Raw genomic sequence first — 3,536 nt, 5'->3', positions numbered from 1 at the left:
CATGAAATACTGTATAAGGAATTCTCATTTTGACTTGTACTATTTATATTCTAGCACCAGGCTTCCTTTCAGAGGATGATGGGGAAAGCTACCGATATTCTGACGGAAGCGGTTACTATCGCGGGAAAGATGGAAGCGAAGCGCGCATATTTTCCGATGGCAGCGGATACTACAGAGGGGCTGACGGAAGTGAGGGACATATATTTCCTGATGGCTCATGATATTTTCACGGATCCGACGGCAGCAGCGGAACCTTATTCTCCGATGGAAGCGGACATTACGATGAAGCCGATGGAGGCCGGGGATGGAAATACGAAGATGGAAGTGGATATTACCAGAAAGCAGATGGAAGCCGCACAAACTATGATGCCTGCACTATGGATGATGAATCTTCAGACATGGAAGAATCCAACGGAGAAGATGAGAAGCAGGACAGTGCAGCTTCAAAAATAGTAGAGCTTCTTTTTGACCTTGGTGCAGCGGCAGTTGCAGGAACAATTGCGAAATCGAAAGAAGAATCAAGGAGACAGGAAGCCGAAAGGCGGGAGGCACAACGTATCGCCGAGGAACAGGAACGAGTAAAAGAAAGAGAAAAACAAAAGAAAAAGGCGCGTAGAGCAAAACGGGTACGGGCATTTATCTTGAACAAAAAGCAGTTGACGTTTCCGTATCCTACTGATGTGCTGCTTGGTTCTGAGGTCGGGTACGTTCGGGAGAAAATAGAAAGTGCGGTATTTAATAACTGCCACTCGGTCCCTATCAAAGATATTTATCCAGGTGTTGGCAAATTTGTCGGTGAAGTGGAACAGGTCGTTGTGGACGGGCAATCCTGGATTGACAGCGGAACATCGGTACCATATGATGCAGAAATTATCATTACTTATCATGCCAAGAAAGATTTTGCATTTCCATATTCCAAAAGGACAATGATTGGAATGGGGTATAAGACATTGGCAAATGAATTGGTAGATATAGGATTCACACAGATTTATGTATCGAGATTGGAGGATTTGAAAACCGGATTTTTCAAGAGAGAAAATGCCGTTTCAGATGTTGTTATTGATGGTATAGAGACAATTAAGAGTGGGATGATGCTTGAATATGATAGAGAAATTAATATTCAGTATCACGCTTTCCCGGGAAGGTAACAGAGAAGTGTTAGAATTCGGAAAATTAGAATATTATTTACTGGCAATCAATGTCATTGGTGCATTGGTTTATCTGATTAATATGCTTTTGTACAGACATACTGCAAGAGGACAGATAGATATGGTAGTGACGATTGTATCTTTATTTGGCGGTTCTGCTGGTATGCTGCTTATGATTTTACTTTTTGACAGGAAAGCGGAAAAGGAAAATATGATGTCGCGGGTGTTTATTATATGTATTTTCATCATCCAGGTGATTATTTTGTTGATTTATAAAGGGCATCATGCAGAGCATTTTACGTTTGCATTTTGGAAGTTCTTTGCAGAACACCGGATATTGCTGATATATCTTGGAGTGATAAATCTTGTGACATTCATCGTATTTGCGATTGATAAGGCCAATGCCAGAGCAAATCGTTCCAGAATCAGAATTGTAACACTGTTGGGATTATCATTTGCCGGCGGATCTGTGGGCGGACTCATTTCTATGTATCTGTTCCGACACAAGACACAAAAGGATTACTTCACAGTTGGAATGCCGCTGATAATTGTAACGCAAATTGTTGTTTTATTCTATACAATGAATACGGGATGGTAGACGTAGTGGTAATTATAGGTTATTTTCGAGAACATGTTTTATTGACTAAATCCATGTCAGAGAGTGGAATGAAAAGAGGATAAATAAGTGGGAAAGAGTTTATTGGATTGCATATTAGACAAAGTGGTAGATAAGACAATAGATGCCATGGGAGGTAAGGATGCCGTAAATGGAAAAGTAGGAGAAGCATATACAGCACGTGAGTTGAAGTTGTTAAATCTATTTGGTAAAAAAGGAAAGGTGTTACGAAATGTATATATTCCAAAAGATAATAACGAGACATCGGAAGTAGATGTTTTGTTTATTACCCAAAAGGGAATTTTCGTGATTGAAAGTAAAAATTATTCAGGATGGATTTTTGGAAACGAAAATCAATATAAATGGACAATGATGCTTCCGAATAAAGAAACATATTCTTTTTATAATCCGATAAAGCAGAATCAGACTCATATGAAATGGTTGAAAAATTATATTGGAGCAGATATTCCATTATTTTCGTTGATTGTATTTTCCGAGCGATGTGAATTGAAAAAGGTGACGGTGGAAAATCAAGATATTCAAGTAATTAATAGAGACCGCACTTATGCGACTGTACGTGATATATGGAATAAAAAAGAAGATATATTGTCAAATGAAGAAGTGAAAGTAGTATATCAGAAACTAAAAAAACTGACCAATGTAACGAAAGAAGAAAAAGAAATACACATTCAGGATATTAAAGAAAAATACGACGAAATCTCTGGAGATATTCCAATTACAGTTACTGACGAAAAAGCGAAAAGCTGCCCACGTTGTGGAAGTATGTTGGTCTTGCGGACAGCGAAGAAAGGCACAAATGCCGGGAAACAATTTTGGGGGTGTAGCGCATTTCCAAAGTGCAGATATGTAAAAAACGTTTAAATACGAACACTTGTTCAAATTCGATTTTTGATGTATAATGCCTTCTTGATGAGGTGACGTATATATGGGAACAATAATTGATGCAACAGATTGGAAAGAACTGAAAAAACAACTGAGAACATTGGAGGGAAAGGCAGTTTTTCGAATGACAAGAGTAAATAGCTTCCACAATGGAATTTTTCACAGAATACTGCATGAAGTGCAGCCGCACAATCTGGTATTCTGGGACGGCGAGCAGATGGTTCACTTGGATGTTCCGGAGAAAGAGGAGCATAAATTGACATTCTTTGAGAATGGGTTCCGGTTTGCAAATTGTACTTATGAACTGGAAGGAATAGTGGAAGAGTAGAAGAAATGTGTCGGATAAATAAAATTATCCGACTACATAACAAGTAAATGTCTGGAACAGATCCGCAAAAAATGATAAAAAAGCCCTGCCGTTGCGTAGGGCTTTTATTTATCTTGGGCAAAGGTTTTATTCAGAATGAATTGAATTAAATTCTAGTAAACAAAAAGCAAACACATTTTCCGATTGTTATTTTGCTGCAAATGGGGCATAATAATGGTAGAGAACAAAAACTATACAGTTTTTAGCGGGACTGGCGCTTGCACCAAGCTCGCTTTTTTTGAGCAAAAAATAAGCTCTGCATTTTGCAGAGCTGAAAATTATTTAAAGGTTGGTGGGTCAAAGTCTGGAACGCGCCACATAAAGGGACGGATACAACAATTCGAAGTACGGAACAATTCGTATGGCATCTTTTGCCCCCAACATCATTTTATAATCAAAATATAGAAAAATAAGAGAAGCTGTCTTTCGTATGAGAGACAGCTTCTCAGACTGTAGACAAAGCCCTGCTTTTGCAGGGTTTTGCTATTGTTGGAACCGCTTT

General features: G+C 38.7%; 5 protein-coding genes. All 5 read left to right on the top strand.

The genetic code is table 11. The features are described 5' to 3' along the window. Positions 1 to 75: 75 nt before the first annotated feature. The 5 genes from DXB15_RS16690 to DXB15_RS16670 all read left to right on the top strand — a co-directional run bounded on the left by DXB15_RS16690 (position 76) and on the right by DXB15_RS16670 (position 2,995). Complete coding sequence (locus DXB15_RS16690) at positions 76 to 453, top strand: hypothetical protein (protein ID WP_147404807.1); 378 nt, start codon at positions 76 to 78, stop codon at positions 451 to 453. Next, the gene (locus tag DXB15_RS16685) at positions 378 to 1,148 is read left to right on the top strand and encodes a hypothetical protein (RefSeq protein ID WP_158582291.1); all 771 of its coding nucleotides are present in this window, start codon (positions 378 to 380) and stop codon (positions 1,146 to 1,148) included. The genes DXB15_RS16690 and DXB15_RS16685 overlap by 76 nt, the downstream gene beginning before the upstream one ends. Beyond that, positions 1,102 to 1,746, top strand: coding sequence for a DUF1294 domain-containing protein (locus DXB15_RS16680; RefSeq protein ID WP_243115688.1), 645 nt, complete (start codon positions 1,102 to 1,104; stop codon positions 1,744 to 1,746). Before DXB15_RS16685 ends, DXB15_RS16680 begins: the two co-directional genes overlap by 47 nt. Positions 1,747 to 1,833: 87 nt before the next feature. After that, the gene (locus tag DXB15_RS16675) at positions 1,834 to 2,646 is read left to right on the top strand and encodes an NERD domain-containing protein (protein WP_118703556.1); all 813 of its coding nucleotides are present in this window, start codon (positions 1,834 to 1,836) and stop codon (positions 2,644 to 2,646) included. Between the two features lie 64 nt (positions 2,647 to 2,710). After that, entirely contained in the window at positions 2,711 to 2,995 is a 285-nt protein-coding gene (locus tag DXB15_RS16670) for a hypothetical protein (RefSeq protein WP_118703555.1), read from the top strand. Positions 2,996 to 3,536 lie beyond the last annotated feature (541 nt).

The organism is Roseburia sp. OM02-15 (genome assembly GCF_003481835.1).
In the GTDB taxonomy this organism is placed as follows: Bacteria; Bacillota; Clostridia; order Lachnospirales; family Lachnospiraceae; genus Eubacterium_I; species Eubacterium_I ramulus_A.
The sequence above is the reverse complement of the archived record's forward strand: the minus strand, read 5'-3'. Positions and strand labels throughout refer to the sequence as shown.

Bases quoted from the DNA above. Each gene is read 5' to 3' on its own strand.
- DXB15_RS16690 (WP_147404807.1), top strand. From the start codon at position 76: ATGATGGGGAAAGCTACCGATATTCTGACGGAAGCGGTTACTATCGCG.
- DXB15_RS16685 (WP_158582291.1), top strand. From the start codon at position 378: ATGGATGATGAATCTTCAGACATGGAAGAATCCAACGGAGAAGATGAG.
- DXB15_RS16680 (WP_243115688.1), top strand. From the start codon at position 1,102: ATGATAGAGAAATTAATATTCAGTATCACGCTTTCCCGGGAAGGTAAC.
- DXB15_RS16670 (WP_118703555.1), top strand. From the start codon at position 2,711: ATGGGAACAATAATTGATGCAACAGATTGGAAAGAACTGAAAAAACAA.